Origin of the sequence: Methylomonas koyamae (genome assembly GCF_006483455.1) — a bacterium.
GTDB lineage: Bacteria > Pseudomonadota > Gammaproteobacteria > Methylococcales > Methylomonadaceae > Methylomonas > Methylomonas koyamae_B.
In genome coordinates this window covers 44,594-65,710 of record NZ_PPPU01000004.1, presented here as the reverse complement: position 1 = coordinate 65,710, position 21,117 = coordinate 44,594, and the positions used below count along the sequence as shown (strand labels likewise).

24 protein-coding genes and 1 riboswitch are annotated in these 21,117 nt (G+C 56.0%); of the genes, 11 read left to right on the top strand and 13 right to left on the bottom strand.

Features of this window, described 5'->3' with window-relative positions; translation table 11 throughout:
- Positions 1 to 69: 69 nt before the first annotated feature.
- The 6 genes from C2U68_RS01710 to fabV form a co-directional block, all read right to left on the bottom strand.
- The gene (locus C2U68_RS01710; RefSeq protein ID WP_140910778.1) at positions 70 to 435 is read right to left on the bottom strand and encodes a hypothetical protein; all 366 of its coding nucleotides are present in this window, start codon (positions 433 to 435) and stop codon (positions 70 to 72) included.
- A 40-nt stretch (positions 436 to 475) separates the two neighbouring features.
- A complete protein-coding gene (locus C2U68_RS01705) occupies positions 476 to 1,174 on the bottom strand; it encodes a DUF1294 domain-containing protein (protein WP_140910777.1) in 699 nt (232 codons plus the stop codon).
- A 486-nt stretch (positions 1,175 to 1,660) separates the two neighbouring features.
- Positions 1,661 to 1,966: an addiction module antidote protein gene (locus tag C2U68_RS01695; RefSeq protein ID WP_140910776.1), complete on the bottom strand. Its 306-nt coding sequence runs from the start codon at positions 1,964 to 1,966 to the stop codon at positions 1,661 to 1,663.
- 3 nt (positions 1,967 to 1,969) lie between these two features.
- Positions 1,970 to 2,266, bottom strand: a complete 297-nt coding sequence (locus C2U68_RS01690) for a type II toxin-antitoxin system RelE/ParE family toxin (RefSeq protein ID WP_140910775.1) — start codon at positions 2,264 to 2,266, stop codon at positions 1,970 to 1,972.
- A gap of 39 nt (positions 2,267 to 2,305) precedes the next feature.
- Positions 2,306 to 3,322 carry an anthranilate phosphoribosyltransferase gene (gene trpD / locus C2U68_RS01685; protein WP_140910774.1) on the bottom strand — a complete coding sequence of 339 codons (1,017 nt, stop codon included), beginning with the start codon at positions 3,320 to 3,322 and terminating at the stop codon, positions 2,306 to 2,308.
- Between the two features lie 129 nt (positions 3,323 to 3,451).
- Positions 3,452 to 4,642, bottom strand: coding sequence for an enoyl-ACP reductase FabV (gene fabV, locus C2U68_RS01680; RefSeq protein ID WP_140910773.1), 1,191 nt, complete (start codon positions 4,640 to 4,642; stop codon positions 3,452 to 3,454).
- Between the two features lie 539 nt (positions 4,643 to 5,181).
- Here fabV and C2U68_RS01675 point away from each other — a divergent pair.
- Positions 5,182 to 5,691, top strand: coding sequence for a discoidin domain-containing protein (locus C2U68_RS01675; RefSeq protein WP_186289469.1), 510 nt, complete (start codon positions 5,182 to 5,184; stop codon positions 5,689 to 5,691).
- Positions 5,692 to 5,980: 289 nt separating this feature from the next.
- On the opposite strand, the gene C2U68_RS01670 is transcribed toward C2U68_RS01675, so the two are convergent.
- On the bottom strand, positions 5,981 to 6,376 hold the full coding sequence (locus C2U68_RS01670) for a lysozyme inhibitor LprI family protein (protein WP_140910771.1): 396 nt from the start codon (positions 6,374 to 6,376) through the stop codon (positions 5,981 to 5,983).
- 119 nt (positions 6,377 to 6,495) lie between these two features.
- A complete protein-coding gene (locus C2U68_RS01665) occupies positions 6,496 to 7,044 on the bottom strand; it encodes an MAPEG family protein (RefSeq protein ID WP_140910770.1) in 549 nt (182 codons plus the stop codon).
- Positions 7,045 to 7,133: 89 nt separating this feature from the next.
- On the opposite strand from C2U68_RS01665, the gene C2U68_RS01660 reads away from it, so the two are divergent.
- Positions 7,134 to 7,568, top strand: a complete 435-nt coding sequence (locus tag C2U68_RS01660) for a winged helix-turn-helix transcriptional regulator (protein WP_260839169.1) — start codon at positions 7,134 to 7,136, stop codon at positions 7,566 to 7,568.
- Positions 7,569 to 7,676: 108 nt separating this feature from the next.
- On the opposite strand, the gene C2U68_RS01655 is transcribed toward C2U68_RS01660, so the two are convergent.
- From C2U68_RS01655 to cyoE, 3 genes are read right to left on the bottom strand one after another with little or no spacing between them, the layout of a single operon-like run.
- Positions 7,677 to 8,909 carry a TIGR03862 family flavoprotein gene (locus C2U68_RS01655; RefSeq protein WP_140910769.1) on the bottom strand — a complete coding sequence of 411 codons (1,233 nt, stop codon included), beginning with the start codon at positions 8,907 to 8,909 and terminating at the stop codon, positions 7,677 to 7,679.
- 40 nt (positions 8,910 to 8,949) lie between these two features.
- The gene (locus C2U68_RS01650; protein WP_140910768.1) at positions 8,950 to 9,948 is read right to left on the bottom strand and encodes a glycosyl transferase family protein; all 999 of its coding nucleotides are present in this window, start codon (positions 9,946 to 9,948) and stop codon (positions 8,950 to 8,952) included.
- Entirely contained in the window at positions 9,945 to 10,835 is an 891-nt protein-coding gene (gene cyoE, locus C2U68_RS01645) for a heme o synthase (protein WP_140910767.1), read from the bottom strand. The genes C2U68_RS01650 and cyoE overlap by 4 nt, the downstream gene beginning before the upstream one ends.
- Positions 10,836 to 10,942: 107 nt before the next feature.
- Here cyoE and C2U68_RS01640 point away from each other — a divergent pair, with 107 nt between their 5' ends.
- Genes C2U68_RS01640 through C2U68_RS01620 form a run of 5 tightly spaced genes read left to right on the top strand, consistent with a single transcriptional unit; the run spans position 10,943 to position 14,945 of the window.
- On the top strand, positions 10,943 to 12,313 hold the full coding sequence (locus C2U68_RS01640) for a M16 family metallopeptidase (RefSeq protein ID WP_140910766.1): 1,371 nt from the start codon (positions 10,943 to 10,945) through the stop codon (positions 12,311 to 12,313).
- A complete protein-coding gene (locus C2U68_RS01635) occupies positions 12,303 to 13,601 on the top strand; it encodes a M16 family metallopeptidase (RefSeq protein WP_140910765.1) in 1,299 nt (432 codons plus the stop codon). Before C2U68_RS01640 ends, C2U68_RS01635 begins: the two co-directional genes overlap by 11 nt.
- On the top strand, positions 13,601 to 14,185 hold the full coding sequence (gene rsmD, locus C2U68_RS01630; protein ID WP_140910764.1) for a 16S rRNA (guanine(966)-N(2))-methyltransferase RsmD: 585 nt from the start codon (positions 13,601 to 13,603) through the stop codon (positions 14,183 to 14,185). The genes C2U68_RS01635 and rsmD overlap by 1 nt, the downstream gene beginning before the upstream one ends.
- A 26-nt stretch (positions 14,186 to 14,211) precedes the next feature.
- Positions 14,212 to 14,697, top strand: a complete 486-nt coding sequence (coaD, locus tag C2U68_RS01625; protein WP_140910784.1) for a pantetheine-phosphate adenylyltransferase — start codon at positions 14,212 to 14,214, stop codon at positions 14,695 to 14,697.
- A gap of 2 nt (positions 14,698 to 14,699) precedes the next feature.
- Positions 14,700 to 14,945, top strand: coding sequence for a YfhL family 4Fe-4S dicluster ferredoxin (locus C2U68_RS01620; protein ID WP_140910763.1), 246 nt, complete (start codon positions 14,700 to 14,702; stop codon positions 14,943 to 14,945).
- A 31-nt stretch (positions 14,946 to 14,976) separates the two neighbouring features.
- Here the strand turns inward: C2U68_RS01620 and C2U68_RS01615 are convergent, their stop codons facing one another.
- A complete protein-coding gene (locus C2U68_RS01615; RefSeq protein WP_140910762.1) occupies positions 14,977 to 15,423 on the bottom strand; it encodes a GNAT family N-acetyltransferase in 447 nt (148 codons plus the stop codon).
- 138 nt (positions 15,424 to 15,561) lie between these two features.
- Positions 15,562 to 15,784, top strand: a riboswitch (cobalamin riboswitch).
- A 105-nt stretch (positions 15,785 to 15,889) separates the two neighbouring features.
- On the opposite strand from C2U68_RS01615, the gene C2U68_RS01610 reads away from it, so the two are divergent.
- From C2U68_RS01610 to cobD, 4 genes are all read left to right on the top strand, one after another.
- Positions 15,890 to 17,755, top strand: coding sequence for a TonB-dependent receptor domain-containing protein (locus tag C2U68_RS01610; protein WP_140910761.1), 1,866 nt, complete (start codon positions 15,890 to 15,892; stop codon positions 17,753 to 17,755).
- Positions 17,756 to 17,779: 24 nt separating this feature from the next.
- The gene (locus C2U68_RS01605) at positions 17,780 to 18,352 is read left to right on the top strand and encodes a hypothetical protein (RefSeq protein WP_140910760.1); all 573 of its coding nucleotides are present in this window, start codon (positions 17,780 to 17,782) and stop codon (positions 18,350 to 18,352) included.
- Between the two features lie 91 nt (positions 18,353 to 18,443).
- Positions 18,444 to 19,361 carry an adenosylcobinamide-phosphate synthase CbiB gene (cbiB, locus tag C2U68_RS01600; RefSeq protein WP_140910759.1) on the top strand — a complete coding sequence of 306 codons (918 nt, stop codon included), beginning with the start codon at positions 18,444 to 18,446 and terminating at the stop codon, positions 19,359 to 19,361.
- Positions 19,354 to 20,358, top strand: coding sequence for a threonine-phosphate decarboxylase CobD (gene cobD / locus C2U68_RS01595; protein WP_140910758.1), 1,005 nt, complete (start codon positions 19,354 to 19,356; stop codon positions 20,356 to 20,358). Before cbiB ends, cobD begins: the two co-directional genes overlap by 8 nt.
- Here cobD and C2U68_RS01590 read toward each other — a convergent pair.
- Entirely contained in the window at positions 20,332 to 21,051 is a 720-nt protein-coding gene (locus C2U68_RS01590; protein WP_140910757.1) for a hypothetical protein, read from the bottom strand. The two genes, cobD and C2U68_RS01590, sit on opposite strands and share 27 nt — an antisense overlap.
- Between the last annotated feature and the right edge of the window lie 66 nt (positions 21,052 to 21,117).

The following is a 21,117-nucleotide window of genomic DNA, read 5'->3' as shown; positions in this document are numbered from 1 at the left end:
AGATATAAGGGTGGGCACGATTTAGTGCCCACGCGGCATTAACGGCCAATGGTGGGCAAATTGCCCACCCTACGCCTCACAAAAACCGAACAAGACCATCAACATAAGAAGTTGCCAAACGGGTATTAGCAAATAGTCCCACCCCCCAGTTGGAATTCTTTTTAACCGGAAATAGCCAAACGAAACCAAAGATAAGCCGCTAACCAGACAAAAGGAAACTACTTGAAAAATTAAAGACCGATTGGCACGATTTAGCGAAGAAACGAGTACCCCGTAAGGTGTCAAAGCGAACATTACAAGGAATAAATGAACGTGCAATTGTTCTAGCTCATGCGTTTTTGACCAATCAACGCCGCCGACATAAAAAACAAATGTAATTCCTGAAATAATTTTACATGCGCGAACAAGGTTTTGGTGAGTGACAATAGTTGCCATTTTATTGGTCTCCAGAATTGGTAGGTCCAATTGCATTTCGCTAATTTGACCATCGAATTTCGGCCACGCGCTTCCTATGGTCTTTGTTAACCGTTAAAAGGCCGATGTATTTATCAATCTTGGCATTTATCTCACTGGAGTTTATTTGATGAAGTAAGACTCCACCATCGGACGATAATAACCAATTGAATGAGCCGCAATTCATCAGAACAGTAAGCCAAAACACGACCCGGAAACTTTGCTTTTTGGACTTATGCCTAAGTGTCGTTTGTGCCACTAAGGCACCAGGCCAACCTCCAACCAGAGAAGACAAATGCAAAGTATTTTCCTTTGTCCGCCAATAACCTCGCTGCGCCGCATGCTTGTCGACTGCGTAGAGGAAAAATGTCAGTACACTGGCAAGTACATAAAAGACAAATATCAGTATCGGTGTTTTTCCTAAATAAGCCCAATATCCTATAAGAGCTAAAAATCCAATTGCAGCCAGGAAATAAAACAAACTAAGGAAAGATGGAATAGGCAACGCTAGTTTCGCGAATTTGAATTTTACTCTCTGCGCTTGGGGCCTGCCTTCTACATCAATTTTGATTTCAAACGTCACGACATCGCCTATAACAGGTCTTCTGGATTGACTTTGAAATCCCTTGATATGAATGAAAATCTCTGGGCCGCTCTTGGGTTGAATAAAACCGAAGCCTTTTTCATCATTCCATTTTTTGATTATTCCTTCTAAGCGCATATTTTGACTTGCTTATATATCAAACGTTCTGAGTTCTAGGGGGTAAGATTGATACCCCCCACGAATTAACGGCCAATGGCGGGCAAATTGTGCACCCTACGAAGCCTTAAAAAACCTAAATATAGACACCATAAATTCACAGAGGGTTAATCCCCTATGCCGCGCCGAGCACCGGAGGGTTTGGACGGATTAGCCCGAAGGGGAGCGGCAGGGAGAGCCTGCCCCGCTGTTTCGGGCATGCCGCTCGTTTTCGGAGGGCTATGGATAGCCCTTCCGAAAACCCCGTTCAAACCCTTCGGCGCGCAGGATACAAGCGGCATCGGGGTGGCTTTTTCTTTGGGTACTTTCTTTTGGCCAAGCAAAAGAAAGTACCTCGGCTGTCGGGCCGAGACCCGACTTCAATCTATCCGTCGCGATAGCGACACAAAACTTAAGAATACACCACTAACGCCTCAAAATTAGCCACTGCGCTCGCTCAGGCGAATATCAAGCCGCTCTCGTCTGCACCGTCAACTTAACCCCAAGCGCCTTACAAACTTTGGCGATAGTCTCGAAGCGGGGTTGGGCGTCGGCACGCAAGGCTTTATACAAAGCCTCGCGGCTGATGCCGGCGGCATTGGCAATTTCGGTCATGCCTCGCGCTCTGGCAATGCTGCCGAGTGCATGAGCCAAGGCCGCCGGATCACCTTCTTCCAGAACCACGGTCAGGTACTCGGCAATGGCTTGATCGCTATCCAGATGTTCGGTAATGTCAAACACGGGTAAGTCGGCGATTTTGATTTTTTCATTCATGATTCAGTCCTCCAACAACGCGGCTAGGCGCTGAGCTTTGGTAATATCGGCAGCCTGACTGGATTTATCGCCGCCGCCCAGCATCACAATCAACACCTCGCCCCGCTGCACGTAGTACATTCGCCAGCCGGGACCGAAATGTTCACGCATTTCAAAAACACCCTCGCCTACCGCTTTCACGTCGCCGAGATTGCCTTGTTGGGCTTTTTCCAGTCGGCGCGCCAACCGGCGGTGCGTCAATCCATCTTTCAAGCCAAACAGCCATTCGCTGAATGCGGGGAGTTGTTTGATCGTGTACATGCAGAAAATGTAATCGAACGATTACATCGCGTCAATACTTTAACCGGTTTCGGAATACCCAATCAAAGCCTCAAACTTAGCCAACGCACTCCCATCCGCCAACACCTGATGCGCCCGCCGAATACCGGCATCCAGCGAATCGGTCAGGTCGGCGGCGTAGATTGCGGCGCCGGCGTTCAGGGCGACGATGTCGCGGGCCGGGCCGGGTTGGTTGTTCAGCACCGCTTTGACGATTGCCAGGCTGTCTGCCGCGCAGCCAATCGATAAGGTCTCCAGCTTGGCGCGCTGCAAACCGAATTGCTCCGGCGTGATGGTGTAGGTATGAATGATGCCGTCGACCAGTTCGGCCACATCGGTCGGTGCGGCGATGCTGATTTCGTCGAGGCCGTCGCGAGCATGCACCACCAGCACGTGGCGGCTACCCAGGCGCTTCAAGACTTCGGCGACCGGCACCAGCCATTGTTTGTCGAATACGCCGATCAGCTGGTGCGGGGCGTTGGCTGGATTGGACAGCGGACCGATCAGATTGAACAAGGTGCGCACGCCCATTTCCTTGCGGGCCTTGACGGTGTGGCGTACCGCGCTGTGGTGCTTAGCGGCGAACAGAAAACCGACACCGATGTCGTTGACGCATTGCGCCACCCGCTCGGCCGGCAGCTCCAGATTGACCCCGGCCAGTTCCAACAAATCGGCGCTGCCGCAGCAACTGGAGACCGAGCGGTTGCCGTGCTTGGCGACCTTGCCGCCGGCCGCCGCCACCACGAAAGCCGCTGTGGTCGAAATATTGAAGGTGTTGGCGCCGTCGCCGCCGGTGCCGCAAGTGTCGATGACGTGCTCGCCGTTGATAGGTACATTGCGCACCAATTCGCGTAACACGCCGACCGCTGCGGCGATTTCGTCGACCGTTTCGCCCTTGCAGCGTAAGGCGATCAAAAAGCCGGCGATTTGGGCGTCGGTCAGCTCGCCGTTCATCATCGCCCGCATCGCGGCGCTCATTTCTTCGGCGCTGAGATCCTGACGGTCGAGCAGTTTTTGCAGCGTGGTTTGGATGGACATGATTGGCTTCGAAATGGTGTGGATCGGGTTACATCCGTTACGGCGTGGGCGAGACCGGATACTTTCGGTGTGCTTGCCGGAAAGGTCCGCCCTGGCTGGCGCCAGGCGAACTGATTCCGGCCTGCGTGATTAGCCCATGTTCTCGATTGGCATTTCCGGGTTCACGTCGGCGTCGTAATCCACGCCTTCGACTTCGAAACCGAACAACTTCAGGAACTCGTGCTTGTAGCCGGCGAAGTCGCTAAGTTGGTTCAGGTTTTCGCTGGTGACTTGCGGCCACAGTTGGCTGACCTCGTCCTGCACTTTCGGATCGAGTTCCTTCAAATCGGCGCGCAGGCGGCCTTCGCTGTCCAGAATCGGCGCGTCGTTGTACAGGCTGTCGCGGAACAGGCCGTCGACCTGTTCGATGCAGCCTTCGTGCGTGCCTTGCGCCTTCATCACTTTGAACAGTAGCGCCAGATACAACGGCATCACCGGAATCGCCGCGCTGGCCTGAGTCACCACCGCTTTCAATACCGAGACGCGGGCATCGCCGCCGATGGCGGCCAATTTGGCGCGGATGTCGATCACGCGTTTGTCCAGGTCTTTTTTCGCCGCGCCGATGGTGCCGTCCCAGTAAATGTCCCAGGTGACTTTTTCGCCCAGATAGGTAAAGGCGGTGGTTTTGGCGCCGTCCGCCAGTACGCCGGCTGCGGCCAGCGCATCGATCCACATCTGCCAGTCTTCGCCGCCCATCACTGCGACGGTGTTGTCGATTTCTTCCTGAGTTGCCGCAGTCAGCGTAAATTCCTTGATGATTTCCTTGTCGGTATCGACGCCGATTTGTACCAAATCCTTGCCGATCGGTTTCAAGGTCGAGTTATGCACCTCGCCGGTTTTGGGATGAGTACGGCGCGGCGCGGCCAGGCTGTAAACCACCAGATCGACCTTGCCCATATCTTGTTTGATGGCATCGATCACGCGTTGTTTGATCTCGTCGGAAAAGGCATCGCCGTTGATGCTTTTCGCATACAAGCCCTCGGCTGCGGCGAATTGGTGGAACGCCGCCGAGTTGTACCAGCCGGCACTGCCGGGCTTGTCGGCCGTGCCTTCTTTTTCGAAGAATACGCCCAGCGTGTTGGCGCCGGAACCGAACGCAGAAACGATGCGCGAGGCCAGACCGTAGCCGGTCGATGCGCCCAGCACCAGCACGTTTTTCGGGCCGCCCGCGACCGCACCTTTGGCTTTGACGTAATCGATTTGCTGTTTGACGTTGGCGGCGCAGCCGGCCGGATGGGTGGTGACGCACATAAAGCCGCGTACGCGAGGTTTGATGATCATGGTGCTCCTCAAGTTTTAATTGTTGTTTTGCCGCGCCCGGTGCCGGAACACGTTTGCCGCCCATGATAACAAACCGGGCCGGGATTCGGCAGGTAGGGATTGAAAGTGTAGGGGTAGGATTGGCTGGTTGATGGCCCCGATCGGTGCAGCGTAATCGGCGGAACGAAATTAGCGCCGGTACGACTTCGCTCTACTAAAACAAACCACGCGGGCTGGACTTCGGGACAATACTCCAGCCTTTGTGCTTTTAGAAAAATACCGGCCATAAACCGTTCCCTTTCAATCCGAAATATCTTGAGGAGTATTTGATGCCCAATAAAAACCTTTCATTGACGCTGGCAGCATTAGGACTAACAGGTTGGTGAAAAACTCTTTTTGGCTTTGAATGACTCTATATTTAGTGACGATGAAGCCGATTTCCTACTAAATGTTGGTTCGATTGAGCAAAATTAGCGTCTCAAATATGGTTTTTCACCAACCTGCTAACGCTTGCTGTCGATGTCAACGCAGCGCCAATCATTTCGCCGTTTGCTGCCGATTTGGCTAGCGGCCAGTACAGTGCCGATTTAACCTATCCCGGTACTTCTGCACAGGCAGCGTTCAATGGAGGAGTGTGGAATGCGGGTACCTACGGCAAGCACTGGATCCAGGCGGATATGGGGGCCAGTCAAACCCTGTCGAAAGTGGTGATCACTGCCGCGGTTGCGCCTGCCACTAATGCGCAATACTGGGTTTACCTGTCAAATTCAGCCATAGGCAATAGTTACAACAGTTTAACCCCGGTAGCGACGTTCTCGGACTGGATAGGTACGTCAGGGTTCGGACCGCATTTTGAAACCCACGAGATTGAGTTCGCTGCCGCCTCCGGACGGTATTTACAGATAGTTGCCTATGGCGGTAGCAGTTGGACCGCGCTAGGCGACCGGAAGCCAAGAGTCGACTGGGTCGAACCGGTCTCCCAAGTTCCACTACCTCCCGCATCGCTGCTGATGTTATCCGGTTTGCTCTATCCCGTGAGACGTCGCTTGTTTGGTTCGGCCAAGGTGTAAAGCATAAGCCGTTCGCACCACGGACAAGGCTAGGCGGCGGGCCTTGTCCGTGGTTAACCTGTAAGGAAGGTTTTTTTACTATGTCAATGCCCGGCCGCAGGAACCGGGGAGTGACAAGAATTTTGGCATTGGCTATCGGCTGCATTAGGTTGCTTAAGACCAGGTCCGTAAGCAATATCTTCCGGTCACGCCTGCAACCATTCGGCTAAGCCAATACCAGCCGATCTTATTCCGGCAAAACAAGCCGCCAGCGGATCGCCCGAACGAAATTAAGATGCGTACGATTTTGCTAATTGGGCTCGTTTGGGTCCGGTAGCCGCATCCCTTCCTGAAAATTAACGTCGTCGGCATAAACACATACCGGGTGAGCTCCGGATATCACCCCGTATTCACACGTTTGGTCGATTCTCAGTCGATACGCCTCAATCAGGCATCCGCGGTCTTTACAGGTATTCCGCTTGGCCATCCAGGAGCGCTGCTCTGCCTTGAGATCTGCCTTCGAGCCGCCGAAATCAGCTTCGATCATCGACGAGTAATTGTCTGCCAACACTGAATCAAGCTTGCTGAGGACTGGATCATCGCAAATCCGCTTTTCGATCCGGCTTATCGCCTTCGTGCAGTCGAAGGACGCCGCCGAAACCGTTGATGCTACAGCTACAAAGACGATCGTGAACGGGATTTTCATCGTAGAAAGCGAGAGTCCGAGGCTCTGGATTGGCCAGCGTAATCGTAGGAGCGAATAACATGCGTACGATGATACTTTGTTGATCCTACCAGCGCAGGTGACCCGGATTTCATCGAAGCTCAGCCAAACTCGACCATCATTACAAAGCGAAACCAAAGTGTGGCGAGAATGATGCAACTCGCAGCCCAGGCAGCGAAGCGATATGGCACCCAATTTACCGCCAAATAAATAGACGCATGAGCATACCTGAGTATCACAAATGCCCAGGCGAGAGCGATTTGAGTATTGTCTGCTTCTTTCACTATAAGCATCAATAGACAAATAATATAAAAAAGCGGTGGCACTTGCGTCAGGTTATTAAAAGTTCGCGCGGGACGCTCAAATTGATCATCCACTGGAATATCCGACTTGTAATCCGCGAAGTACCTGATCGATGCAAGCCCTCGAATAACCGCAACATTGCGCGCAACGACCATAATTAGCCACACCACGGCCGTAAGGGTAAAGAGCGCCGCCATTGGGGGAATGAGTAGTTCTGGTCGGACGGAATGATATTCGCCGGCTAATACCCAGAATAGCCATGCTACGGTAGAGCCGACAATGACGCCAGGGGCAGAGTATGTCCGAAACAAAGAGATATCGGGGGAGGTGGGTTTTATTGGTGACATTTACGAGTTCCTTGCGAGCATGGTTTGTGAAGTGGGTTTTGGTTGATATACTTGCATAACGCAATCAATTATCCTAAATCAGTTGTGAAATGCAAGTAAAAAGCCAAGTGTCCGAATCTAAGTTAGAAAATAGATGCCCAATTGATTATGCCCTTGAAGCGTTCGGAGACCGATGGACGTTGATCGTACTACGTGATTTGATGTTAAGCGGGAAGCGGCACTATCGCGAGTTGATGACTTCGAAAGAAGGTATAGCAACTAATATTCTGGCTTCGCGACTAAAGAAAATGGAATCGGACGGACTTGTTGTCCGCAAACATAAGCCAGAGGACAGGCGCCAAGTGTTTTATGAGCTAACGGACAAAGCGCTCGATCTGATACCTGTGCTACTCGAAATTAGCCGTTGGAGCGTCATTTATGACAAACATACGGCTGCCCCACCGGATCTCATGCGCCGCTACCAAGAAGAGCCGCAGCGGTTGATAGCAGAATTGCGGGAATCAGCACGACTTCGGCAAACCTGATTGTGTTTTGGCAAAAATGAACATTTGGAGTGGTTACTCCTTGTGAAAGACGAACCTGGAGGCATAGCGACTAGCCCCCTCCAATTTAGATTTTCGCCAAACTTCCGTTTACGATTTCAACCACTCGTCCACACCCATTCCCGCCATCCGCCCGCTAGCCATACAAGCCGTCAACAAATACCCACCGGTCGGCGCTTCCCAATCCAGCATTTCGCCGGCGCAGAATACGCCGGGCAGTTTGCGCAGCATCAGGCTTTGATCCAGTTCGGCGAATTCGACGCCGCCGGCAGTGCTGATGGCTTCTGCGATCGGGCGCGGTCGGTGTAATTGAATCGGCAGGGCTTTGAGCGCGGCGGCCAGTTGCGCCGGGTCATTCATTTTGTCGGCGGTTAATACTTCCCGAAGCAGTAGGGTTTTGACGCCGTCGATGCCGAGCCGTTTGCGCAGGTGGTTGCTCAGGCTGTCCTTACCGCGCGGTTTTGCCAGGCGTTCGACGATGTTTTCCGGACTGCGGTCCGGCAATAAATCCAGCCACAGCGTCGCCGAACCGGCAGAGGCGATTGCGTCGCGCAGCGGCGCCGACAGGGCGTAGATCAAGCCGCCTTCCAGGCCGTAGTCGGCGACGGTCAGTTCGCCTTGCTGACTGAAAGTTTCGCCGCTTTCGTTGCGAAAACTCGCGACCACCGATTTGAGCGGTTGGCCGGCGCCGCGTTGGCGGAACACGTCGCTCCAGCGGGTTTCGAAGCCGCAGTTGGCCGGGCGGAGCGGCGACAAGCCGATGCCGCGTTCGGCCAGAATTTCGGTCCAGGCCCCGGTCGAGCCCAGTTGCGGCCAGCTACCGCCGCCTAGTGCCAATACCGTCGCGTCGGCATGAATCAAGCGTTCGCCGTCCGGCGTGGCGAAGCGCAACCCGCCGTCCGCCCAGCCCAGCCAACGGTGGCGCATTTTGAATTGCACGCCGCCGCTTCTCAGTCGATGCAGCCAGGCGCGCAGCAACGGCGCGGCTTTCATTTCGGTCGGAAACACGCGGCCGGAACTGCCGACGAAGGTATCGATACCAAGCTGGTTGATCCAGGCCCGTAAATCGTCCGGGGTAAAGGCTTTGAGTATCGGTTCCAGTTCGGCGCGGCGCGCGGGGTAGCGGGTCACAAAGGTGTCGAAGGCTTCGGCGTGGGTGATGTTCATGCCGCCTTTGCCGGCCATCAGGAATTTGCGTCCGGCCGACGGCATCGCGTCGTAGACGCTGACCTTGACCCCGGCCCGGCTTAGTACCTCGGCAGCCATCAGGCCGGCAGGGCCGGCACCGACGATGGCGACGCTTGCGCTAGGGCCGTCTAACATGTTCAGTTGCGGATTGCGCGTGGGGCGCAGGGGTGGGGGCTTAAAACCGGTTGCGGTCGCGCGCGGCCCAGAATTGGGCGGCCAGGGCTTCGGCCTGCGCTTGATCGTCGGCCTTGCCCAATAATTTCAAGGCGATGGCGGCGGTGCCGATCACGGTAGCCTGGCCGAATTCGTCATCCAGTTCGCCGCGCCAGACTTGGGCCAATAGCTGCGGCTCCAGCGATTCGGCTTTCATGTGGCGGCGTTCGAACAACGCCGGCCAGGTTTCGTCGCTGAGTTCGCCGCCGTGCACGCTTTGCACCAGACACTCGACGTCGGGGTTGCGTTCGGTTTCGCCGCCCTCGCCTTTCAACACCGCCATGTGTTGTTGATCGAGCAGCAGCGCGGCCTTTTGGTGCACCTGGCGGTAGCTGGGATGGAAAATGCCTTGAATGCTGGCGGTGGCGTCGAACGGATTCAATAATCTGACCAAAGTATGCACCGGCGAGCGCAAGCCCATCACCGGCCGCAGATTGATCATGTCGTACAGTTTCTGGCAGATGTACTCCAGCGACAGGTAGCTGAAGTTGGTGCGTTCGATTTGTTGGCCGGCTTCGGCGATCGACTGGGCGGCGTCGATGCCCAGCGCCCGCAGCACGTTTTCGGTGTACAGCCGGCCTTGAGTATGGCCGCCGGCACCGTGCATGAACACTTTGACGCCGTTTTCGGCCAGCAGCAAGGTGGACAGCAAAAACCACGGCAGGTGTCGGCGTTTGCCGGCATAAGACGACCAGTCCAGGTCCACCGCCACTTTGTTGTCGAAGGCGAAACTTTCCCGCGCCGCCGCAACGAAACCGGCCAATTCCTCGCAGGTTTCTTCCTTGACCCGCATCAGCATCAGGAACGCGCCAAGCTGGATCGGCTCGACCTGGCCGTCGGCCAGGATCATTTTCATCGCCCGGTAGGCCTCGTCCTGCGTCAGCGGCCGGGCGCCTTTTTTACCCTTGCCGAGGATTTTGATGAATTCGGCGAACGGATGTTCTTCGGTGATCAGCGTCATGAGATGGACAGCGGGAAGTAATGGTCGATTAGCAAGGCGGCGAAGATCAACATCAAATAGATGATGGAGTAACCGAAGGTGCGCATCGCGGTTTTATTGTCTTTTTTGCGCATCATCTGAATCGCGTAGTAGATGAAGCCCAGGCCCAGCAACAAGGCGGTGGCCAAATAAATCAGGCCGCTCATGCCGGTCAGGTAGGGCAAAAGCGTCGAAATCAGCAGCAGAATGGTATAAAGCAAAATTTGCAGACGGGTGAATTCGACGCCGTGGGTGACCGGCAGCATCGGAATCGATACCTTGGCGTATTCGTCGCGTTTGGCAATGGCCAGCGCCCAGAAATGCGGCGGGGTCCAGACGAAGATGATCAGGAACAGCAGCAAGGCGTGCGGATGCACTTCGCCGGTGATCGCGGCCCAGCCCAATACCGGCGGTGCTGCGCCGGCCGCGCCGCCGATGACGATGTTTTGTGGAGTCGCCCGCTTCAGGTAAACCGTGTAGATCAAGGCGTAGCCGATCAAAGACAGAAAGGTCAGGAACGCGGTCAGCAAGTTGATCTTGATGGTTAGAATCGCCATCGCGATAAAACCGATCACGCTGGCAAACACCAGCACTTGCCGGGGTTGCAAATGCCCGGTCGGCAGCGGCCGGTTTTTGGTGCGGGCCATTTCGGCGTCGGCTTTTTGGTCCAGAAAATGGTTGATCGCCGCAGCCGACGACGCGGCCAGGCCGATGCCGACCGTGCCGTACAGAAAATTGGCTAACGGCGGCATGCCGGGGACAGCCAACAGCATACCGACGATGGCGGTAAACACGATCAACGCAACCACTCTGGGCTTGCAGAGCTCGTAGTAGTCTTTCCAGGAAAGCGAGGCAGTGGTGTCTGGCATCGAGTAGCAAATGGATTGGAACGCGTTCAAACATATAGAATAACAGTGAACCAATGATTATTAAAACAATCACAGGCGCTCACCATCTTTTAGTCAACGAGGGATTTATGAAACACAGGCTTGCAGCGCTGGCGCTGCTTTGTCCGGTTGTGCTGGCGCACGCCGAGGACAGTAAGGTGTACGAACATGTTTTCGCTAACGGCTTGAAACTGCTGGTGAAGGAAGACCACCGCTCACCGGTGGTGGTGTCCCAGGTCTGGTACAAAGTCGGTTCCAGCTACGAGCCGGGCGGTATCACCGGCATCTCGCACATGCTGGAACACATGATGTTCAAAGGCACCGAAAAATATCCGGCCGGCGAGTTCTCCCGCATCATCGCCGAGAACGGCGGCAGCGAAAACGCCTTCACCGGCCAGGATTACACGGCTTATTTCCAAACTCTGGAAAAATCGCGGCTGGAGATCAGCTTCAAGCTGGAAAGCGACCGGATGCGCAATCTGAATCTGAAAGCCGAGGAATTGAAGAAAGAATTGGAAGTGGTGACCGAGGAGCGGCGGATGCGCACCGACGACCAACCGCGCGCCAAAGTCCACGAGCAATTCATGGCCGCGGCCTTTACCAATAGCCCGTACCAGAATCCGGTAATCGGCTGGCCGTCCGATATCGCCAACTACCAGATCGAAGACCTGCAAGCCTGGTACCAGAAGTGGTACGCACCCAATAACGCCACGCTGGTCGTGGTCGGCGACGTCGACGCCAAGCAGGTCGAAAAACTGGCCGAACAGTATTTTGCGCCATTGCAACCCAGTACGATCAAGCCGGTCAAGCCGCAAGCCGAATCCGAGCAGCGTGGCGTGCGCCGCATTACGGTCAAAGCGCCGGCCAAATTGCCGTACCTGATGATGGGTTACAAAGTGCCGGTGTTGAATAGCGCCAAGCCGGAATGGGAGGCTTATGCCCTGGAAGTATTGGCCGGTGTGCTGGACGGCGGCGACAGTGCCCGCCTGCCGGCGCGGCTGATTCGCGGCAAGCAAATCGCGGTGTCCGCTGGTGCCGGTTACGATCTGACGTCGCGTTTGCCCGAGTTGTTTTTGTTGGAAGGCACGCCTGCCGAGGGCAAAACCGTGTTCGACCTCGAATACGCCTTGCTCGACGAGGTGTACCAGTTGAAAAACGAGCTGATCGACAAGGACGAATTGCAGCGGATCAAAGCGCAGGTGCTGGCCAGCTCGGTTTACCAGAAGGACTCCAACTTCTACCAGGCCATGCAACTGGGTACGCTGGAAACGGTTGGTTTGGGCTGGCAACGCGCCGACGAATACGTCGCCAAACTCAATCAGGTGACGGCGGAGCAAGTGCGCGAAGTGGCGCGGAAGTATCTGATCGAAGACACCCTGACCGTCGCCTATCTCGACCCGCAACCGATCACCGAAGCCGCGAAACCGAAAAAACTGACAGGAGTTCATCATGCGTTTTAATTTAATCGGCTTATTGTTGCTGGCATTCAGCCAATTGGCCTGGCCGGCGGCCAAGATCGAACATTGGCAGACCGCGCAAGGCAGCCGGGTTTACTATGTGCGTACCGCCGGCTTACCGATGGTCGACGTGCGGGTCGTGTTCGATGCCGGCAGCGCCCGCGACGGCAGCCAGTTCGGCGTCTCGGCTTTGACATCCGCCTTGCTGGACAGCGGCGCCGGCGATTGGAGCGCCGACGATATCGCCCAACGTTTCGAGTCGGTCGGTGCCCAATATTCGGCTGGCGTCAGCGAGGATATGGCCTGGCTATCGATCCGCTCCCTGACCGAGAAACCGTTGCTTGAAAAGGCCTTGGCCACCTTCGAAACCGTGTTGAGCCGGCCGGCTTTTCGCGAGGACGATTTCCAGCGCGAGAAGGCTCGCACTCTGGCCGGCTTGAAGCACCGGGAAGAATCGCCCGGTGAACTGGCAAGTATCGCCTTCGGCAAAGCATTGTACGGCGAACATCCCTACGCCCACCCCGAGACCGGCATCGTCCAGACCGTCGCCGGCTTTAGCGCCGACGATCTGAAAACGTTCTATCAAACCTATTACGTCGCCGCCAACGCCATCGTCGTCATCGTCGGCGATGTCAGCCGGGAACAGGCCGAACAAACTGCCAACCAAGTGCTGGCTAAATTACCGGTCGGCAGCAAACCGGCGGACATTCCGCCGGTGACGATGCCGAGCCAGGCCAGCACTCAGCATATCGAGTTCCCGTCCACTCAAACCCACGTGCTGGTCGGCTTGCCCGGCACCTACCGCAAGGACCCGGATTATTTTGCCTTGTATGTCGGCAACCATATTCTCGGCGGCGGCAGCATGGTTTCGCGCTTGTTCGAGGAAGTTCGGGAAAAGCGCGGCTTGGCCTACGGCGCGTATAGCGTGTTTGCGCCGTTGTACCGGCAAGGGCCGTTCATGATGAGCTTGCAGACCCGAAACGACCAGACCGAGCAAGCGCTCGGCGTGTTGCGCCAAACCTTTGCCGATTTCCTGGCACAAGGCCCGACCGAGCAGGAGTTGACTGCGGCAAAACGAAATATCACCGGCGGTTTTGCGATGCGTTTCGATACCAACAGCAAGTTGAGCGACTACGTGGCGATGATCGGCTTTTACCAGCAGCCTTTGGACTATCTGGATACCTTCCAAACTAGCGTGGAAGCGGTCACGATCGAGCACATCAAGGATGCCTTCAAGCGCCGGGTCAAACCGGAATTGCTGCAAACCGTCACGGTCGGCCAGAAGTCCTGATGGCGAATCAAATCCGCATCATCGGCGGCGAATGGCGGAGCCGGCAAATCGTATTCGACGATGCCCCCGGTTTGCGGCCGACGCCGACGCGGGTGCGGGAGACCCTGTTCAATTGGCTGCAGGCCGATGTCTACGGCAGCCGCTGCCTGGATTTGTTTGCCGGCAGCGGCGCTTTAGGGTTCGAGGCCGCCTCGCGCGGCGCCAAGGCGGTGGTGCAGGTCGAGGATAATGCCGGCAATTGCAAACGCTTGCGGGAAAATATCGCCCGTCTGGCCACGGACCGGGTTCAGGTGGTGCAGCAGGATGCGGCCCGCTATCTGGCCGGACCGGCCCAGCAATTCGATCTGGTGTTTCTGGACCCGCCGTTCGGCCAAGGTTTGTTGCAATCGGCTTGCCGTTTGCTGGAAAGCGGCGGCTGGCTCGGCGATTACGCCAAAATTTATCTGGAAAGCGAAAAAAACTGGCAAGCCGCCGATTTGCCGGCAAACTGGCGCTTATTGAAGGAAAAAGTGGCCGGCGAAGTGTGCTACCGGCTGCTGCAGCGGCAAGCCGCTGCCTTTGGCTCGGCTAATGGTTTAGAATGAGCGCCTTTTTGCCGCTGGCCAAGCCAATGAATATTACTGCGATCTATCCCGGTACCTTCGATCCGATTACCAACGGGCATCTGGATTTGATCCACCGCGCCTCGAGGCTTTACCCGCGGGTGATCGTCGCGGTCGCGGTCAGCCGGGGCAAACAGCCGTTGTTTTCGTTGGACGAGCGGGTCGATCTGATTCGGGAGGTGGTCACCGAATTCAGCAACGTCAGTGTGATCGGCTTCGACACACTGCTGGTTGATTGCGCCCGCCAGCACCAGGCCAGCGTGATTATCCGCGGTTTGCGGGCGGTATCGGATTTTGAATACGAATTCCAATTGGCCGGCATGAATCGCCGTTTGTGCCCGGACATTGAGACCGTGTTTCTGACCCCGGCCGAACAATACGAATTCATTTCGTCGAGCATGATTCGCGAAATTGCCCAATTGCATGGCGACGTTTCCAGTTTCGTGCCCGACTTGGTCAAGCAACGTTTAACCGAAAAATTTTCCGAGGAGTAACTATGGCACTCATCATCAGCGACGACTGTATCAATTGCGATGTCTGCGAGCCGGAATGCCCGAACGGCGCGATTTCCCAGGGTGAAGAGATTTACGTGATCAACCCGTCTTTATGCACCGAGTGCATCGGTCACCACGACAAGCCGCAATGCATGGAAGTTTGTCCGGTGGACTGCATCGACAAGGATCCGGACCACGCCGAAGACAAAGACTCGTTGTACCGTAAGTATTTGAAACTGACGGCGTGATCTTTATGTGGTCGGCGCGGCCTGCGATGTTCTATGGCAATAGCAGCCGCATTGGCCGCATCGGCGATAACTCGAAGCCGTGGCGGCGGTAAAAACGTTGTCCGGCGCTGTTGTCGGCGTCGGTCAGCAACGTAATCCGCCGGCAACCCTGCTGTTTGGCGAACCCCACCGCATGTTGCAGTAGCGCAGAGCCGATTGCGCCGCCGCGCTGGTTTCTATCCACCACCATATCTTCCAGCCACGCCACGGGCGAACCCAGCGCCGTCGATACGCTGAACAGCAAATTGACCATCCCCAGAATTTCGCCGTCGCGCCGCGCCACCAAAATCCGCCCCAGTGCCGGTTCGGCAATGATTTGACTCAAGCCGCGGCGTTGCGCAGTTTCATCCGCGACAAATTCGGCTTCCTGTTCGAATAATTGCGCCAACAGGCGGCACATTGCCGGAATGTCGGCCTCGCTGGCGGTAACGATTTGCATGCTCTGATCTCCTGCTTAAGCCCATAGTCTTGTCGAGTCTAATACAGTAGCGTCGGGCGACGGTAATGTTGGCTGATTGCGGTGCGGTTGATGCCGTTTCGGCGGTTTGCCTTGCCTGCCCAATCCCGATCAACTACAATCCCCCACCTTCTTTCAGGTGTTGGCGCCGAATCTCGGCCAAACTTAAACAGGAAGTCGGTGCGGCAAATTTCGTTTTGCCCATGCCGACGCTGCCCCCGCAACGGTAGATAAGTAAAGAGCCGCGTTTTTTGCCACTGTGCGTTTTGCATGGGAAGGTGCGCGGTTCAGGCCTTCAAGCCGCTTATAAGCCCGGAGACTGGCCCGGAAGATCATTCGAGACAGCGGAGGGCTGTTACGGAATGGTCGCAGCCTGTCTACGCCTTTTCCTGCTCGCTTGCCTCTGTCATAAAGTTACCCGTGTGCGCGGTGGGCGCAGAGGACAAAAATGCACAAATCTTATTTATCCCGGCTAATGTTGGCTGGAGCCGGCGCTGTTTTATCCGGCCAAACGCCGGCCGAACCGGCTGTCGATTTACCGGAAACCGTGGTTACGGCGACCCGCTCCGCCACCGTCGCCGACGAGCTTGCCAGCGCAACTACGGTGTTTACCCGCAACGATATCGAGCAACTGCAAGTTAAAACTTTACCTGACCTGCTGAAAGCCGCGCCGGGTGTGGATGTTACCCAGAACGGCGGTTACGGCCAGCAGGCCAACGTCTATATGCGCGGTACCAACTCCGATCATATTTTGGTGCTGATCGACGGCATCAAGGCCGGTTCGGTGACCTTGGGTACCACCGCGTTTCAGTTATTGCCGCTCGATCAGATCGAACGCGTCGAAATCACCCGCGGCCCGCAGTCGGCCTTGTACGGTTCGGAGGCGATCGGCGGCGTTATTCAAATTTTTACCCGCAAGGGCGCACGAACCGACACGCCCAGCATCAGCCTCGATGCCGGAGCCGGGTCGTTCGATACGTTCAACGGAGCCGGTACGGTTTCCGGCAAGTGGGGCGACAACTGGTATACCTTAGGCGCGTCGCATCTTGGCAGCCAGGGCTTCAACACCCGCAGCATAGGTGCCGAAACCGACCGCGATGCCTATTACAACACCGGCTTGAACGCGCGTTTCGGCCATCGTTTCGCGAATAATGCCGAAGTCGAGGCTTTTTTCATGCGTGCGGAAGGTAAAACCGAATACGACGGTACGCCGAATCGGACCGATTTCGTCAATCAAATGGTGGGTACCACTGCCAGTTTCGATATTTTGGAAGATTGGCGCTCGGTTCTACGTTTCGGCCAAACTGAAGACCAGTCCGGCAATTTTAACCGCGATGGCCGTTTCAATAGCCGTTACAACACTACGCGCTGGAATGCCAGTTGGCTCAACGAACTGCGCTTGGGCGACGATCACCGCCTGACGCTGGGTAGCGATTACCGGGTCGACGAAGTGCAAAGCACCGTGAGCTACAGCGAGGGGTCGCGTTACGACGTCGGCGTATTCGGCGACTTGCACAGCCGATTGTTTAAACAACATTTCGTCAACGCTGCCTTGCGTTGGGATCATAACCAGGCTTTCGGCGAACGGGTGACCGGCAATTTCGGTTGGCGCTTTAACTGGGATTACGGTTTAAGCGCGTTTGCCAGTTTTGGCAATGCGTTCAAGGCACCAACCTTTAACGATTTGTACTGGCCGCACAACGAGTCCAGTTTTTTTGGTACCACTTACATCACCGAAGGCAATCCGAGCCTGAAACCCGAGGAGTCGACGACCTTCGAGGCCGGACTCGGCGGCCAGCATGCTTGGTTGAATTGGCAGCTGCGCGCCTATCACACGAATATCGATAACCTGATCGATTGGGCAGGCGAAATCGTGAGTCCGACCATCTATCGTTACCAGCCGCAAAATGTCGATAAAGCCCAAATCGACGGTATCGAAGCGGAGTTGGGCGGCCAATGGTTGGGTTGGCAGAACAAGTTGAATTTAGGCCTACTCAGTCCGCGCAACCGGGAAACCAATCTGAATTTGGCCCGGCGGGCTGAACAAAGCCTGTCTTACGATTTGTCGCGTAGTATCGGTGCGGTCGACGTCGGCGGCCACGTGTTGGCGCAAGGCCCCCGTTACGACGACCGGGCCAATACCCGGAAAGTGGATGGTTTCGTTACCGTCGACTTGCGTACTGCTTACCATATCGACAAGCACTGGACGCTGAGTGCGAAATTGAACAATCTGCTGGATAAGCAATATCAAACCGTTGATACTTATAATACTGCCGGACGGAATTTTTTCTTTTCCATACATTACAACAACTGATCCATATTTTTCGGAGACTCTTCGATGACCATGCCTAGTTTTGCCGTCAAACCCGGTGCCGTCGCGCTGATGGCGTTGATGGCCGCCACTCGTTTTCACCACTTCGGTACGCCGTTTGCGCTGCCCGACGCCTCGCTGGCAGTGTTCTTCTTTGCCGGCCTGTGGCTGGGCGGCCGTTATTTGTTCGCGCTGCTGTTGTTGGAAGCCGGTTTGATCGATTATTTGTCGATTACCAAATTGGGCGTCAGCGATTTTTGCGTTTCCAATGCTTACGGTTTTTTGGTCGGTTCCTACGGGGCGATGTGGTTGGGCGGCCGGTGGTGCCGCAAATTCACGGCGCTGACCGCGGTGTCGGCGACGCTACAATTCGCCGCGTTATGGGCGGCTGCCACGCTGGCGTTTTTGATTTCCAACGGTAGCTTTTACTGGCTGTCCGGGCGTTATCCCGAGCCGTCGTTCGGCCAATATCTGGAGCGGGCGGCGATGTACTATCTGCCGCACTTGTCGTCGACTTTGATTTACGGTGTCGTAGTCTTCGGTTTGGTTAAAGCCGGCAAAGCTTTGCTCGCCGGCAAAGCCGCGCAGCAAGCGGTTTAATTCGTTCGGGGCGGCGCTGTCCGCCCTGTCTCCCGTCTCCGATAGTCCGCAAGCCGGATAGGTGCTGCGGCTCCCGTCTTTGCATTATTGAATGGCGTTGTTCTCGATTGTGCTGCTGGCTGTCGCCCTGGATTACGTTCTGGGCGAGCCGGGCAATAATTACCATCCGCTAGCCGCATTCGGCCGTTGGGCGGCTTCGGTCGAACGGCGTCTGCTCAAACCCGAGCAGAGTCCGACCCGGCAAAAACTTGCAGGCGTTTGCGCCTTGGCGCTGGCGTTATTGCCGTGCGCGGCGGCATTGCCGATATTGCTGCTTCCGGACCAATGGCAAACTTTGTTCGGCATAGCGATGCTGTATTTTTGTATCGCTCCGCGCAGCCTGCAACAGCATGCTGAAGCCGTGCGAGTGGCCTTGGCGGCGGGCGATCTGGAACTGGCTCGCTGCCGGGTGGGCTACATGGTCAGTCGCGACACCGCAGGGTTGGACCAAGCCGCGGTCAGGCGAGCGGCAATCGAGTCGGTATTGGAAAATGGCGCCGACGCGGTATTCGCGCCGATTTTCTGGTTCGTGATCGCCGGCCCTTTTGGCGCCTTGCTCTACCGCTTCAGCAACACGCTGGATGCGATGTGGGGTTACCGTAACAGCCGTTACCAATATTTCGGCTGGGCCGCCGCTCGGTTGGACGATGTTCTGAATTGGGCGCCGGCCCGGTTAACGGCGCTCAGCTATGCGTTGCTGGGGCGCACCGGTCCGGCGTTAAGGGCCTGGCGCGAACAGGCCACGTTACTGGAAAGCCCCAATGCCGGCCCGGTCATGGTAGCGGGCGGCGCGGCGCTGAATCTGCAATTGGGCGGCCCGGCCGTCTACCACGGCCAGTTAAAGCCCAAGCCTTGGTTCGGCGGCGAGCGGGTGCCGGAAAATGGTGACATTGCTCAAGCCAGCGGTCTGGTTTACCGAACGCTTTGTTTATGGCTGTTATTGATTGTACTGGGAGGCGGGTTTGCTTGAGCATGGCGGCCGTTTGCGGCGGGCAGCGAGCCGTTACGGCATTCCGTTGGCGGAATGGCTGGACTTGTCGACCGGCATCAATCCAAATGGCTGGCCGGTGCCGGCAGTGCCGGCCGAGTGTTGGCAACGTTTGCCGGAAGACGATGACGCATTATTGCCGGCGGCGCAAGCTTATTATGGAAATTCGTCGATATTGGCCGTGGCCGGTTCGCAGGCGGCGATTCAAACGCTACCGTTGTTACGCGGCAGGTCGCGGGTCGGCGTATTGGCTCCGGCTTACGCCGAACACGCTGCGAATTGGCAGCACGCCGGGCATCAATTGATTGAGTTGGCGTTTCATGCCGAAGCGATCGAGCGGGCACTGGATGATTTGGATGTGTTGATTGTCATCAATCCGAACAACCCGACCGGCACCTTGTGGGAGCCGGACCGCTTGTTGAGTTGGCATCGGCGCTTGAGTCGGCGCGGCGGCTGGTTGCTTGTCGACGAAGCGTTTGCGGATAGCATCCCGGAATACAGTTTAGCGGGGTTGCCGGTACGTCCGGGCCTGATCGTACTGCGTTCTATCGGTAAGTTTTTCGGTTTGGCAGGGATCCGCTGCGGATTCGTAATCGCCGAAGCCGCGCTGCTGGCGCGGCTGGCCGAAGCGCTGGGGCCTTGGTCGATCAGCTATCCCGGCCGTTACGTCGCGGCGGCGGCATTGGCGGATCGTGAATGGCAACAGAAGAATGCGGTCGAGCTGAAGCAGCAGGGCCACCGCTTGCAGCAGCTGCTGCAAGCGGCCGGTTTCGCGCCGACCGGCGGCTGCGATTTATTTCAGTGGTTGGCCAATGAAAAGGCAGCTTTGCTGCACGATGCACTGGCCAGGCAAGGAATTCTGACCCGTTTGTTCGATTCACCGGCCAGCTTGCGCTTTGGCTTGCCGAAAGACGAAGCCGGCTGGTTGCGGTTGTCGGTAGTGATGCAGGAATTAGGCTGCAAGAAGCGGGCTGGTTAGCGGTTTGCGGGTTCTGGAAAGAGCCCATGCCAGCGCCGAGCCGAATAGCCAGATTGTTCCCGGTAGCGGTACTTGCGATACCTGGGTAATATCGGAGTTCGAAATAGTGCCCACGCCGCTGATATCTTGGCTGTCGCCTAATTTGCGGTTGAATTCGAACACCAAGTATTGCGGGTTCGGCAAGTTGTAAAGATCTTGGAAATTTGGGTTGGTCAGGTCGTTGTTGTCGAACAGGCTGGCATCGAAGAAGGCGGTAATCGCTAACTCAAGTCCCGACACCAATCCGTTGGAATCATAGATATTGCTCGATGGCTCGATGCGTAACATCAGGGTATCGTACGTTCCAGGTGTGACCAAACCGGTCATGCCCAAAGCAGCGATTTGGTCGGCGGTGATTTCCCGGCCGTTATCCGCCAATAAAACGATTTCGTCCCTCCCGGAAAACAACGGCAAGCCGTTTACCAGCAACGAAGACGTGACGTTTTGCGAGTAAAGCAAGCGTAATTCGCCGGTATCGATCGTGGGGCCGGCAAAAAAGTCGACTTGATCCGGCGTTTGCGGATCGAACGTATGCTGACCCGAAAAGCTGGTTCCGGCCAAATCTGCAAAATTGCCGTGGTAATCGAATTGCAGTACGGCGTTGGCGCCGGTAGAAAAAAACAGTAATGTCAAAAGGCTGAATAGTGTCTTCATGATTTTTCCTTAAATTTCGAAATATTTCGGTTTTGTTGCTACTGAATCAACATTCCTTAACAAAGT